Annotated in this window: 1 pseudogene; it reads right to left on the reverse strand. The window is 79.9% G+C overall.

Annotation, left to right across the window (positions count from 1 at the left end):
• Positions 1 to 492, reverse strand: a pseudogene (locus E1283_RS37960) (DUF2264 domain-containing protein); the annotation flags it as partial.

The raw sequence follows: 492 nt of genomic DNA on the forward strand, positions 1-492 counted from the left end.
GCGTGGGGCACGGGCGCGGTGGTGGCGAGGGTGGGGACGGCCGAGACCGGGCCGAGCGGGTTGCTGTCCCGCGACGGGTGGACCCGGACCACGTCGAGGCCGCGCAGCCCGGCGAGGGTGGAGCGCAGGCCGCGTCCGTCGGTGATCTCGACCCAGGGGCCGGGGCCGTGGCGGACCGCGCCCGCCGTCGTCCCGGCCAGCGGCCAGCCGCCGAGGCGCAGGGTGAAGGGGCCGGGATCGTCGTCGGCGTCCGCGGGGTCGACGCGGGCCAGCCGGATCTCGACCGCGCCGCGCAGCACGGAGGCGACGGTGATCCAGGGGCCGAGGCGGTTGGCGGTCGGAGGGCCGCCGAAGCAGTCCCACGCCTCGTCGGCCGGCCAGTGCGCGCGGCTGCGGGAGACGCCGACGGGCCAGGCGACGTGGAGCCGGGTCAGGGGGCGGCGGTGGGCGGCGCGCCCGGCCGCGTCGACGAGGGTGACGGTGGAGTCGACC

Origin of the sequence: Streptomyces hainanensis, assembly GCF_004348415.1 — a bacterium.
GTDB lineage: Bacteria > Actinomycetota > Actinomycetes > Streptomycetales > Streptomycetaceae > Streptomyces > Streptomyces hainanensis.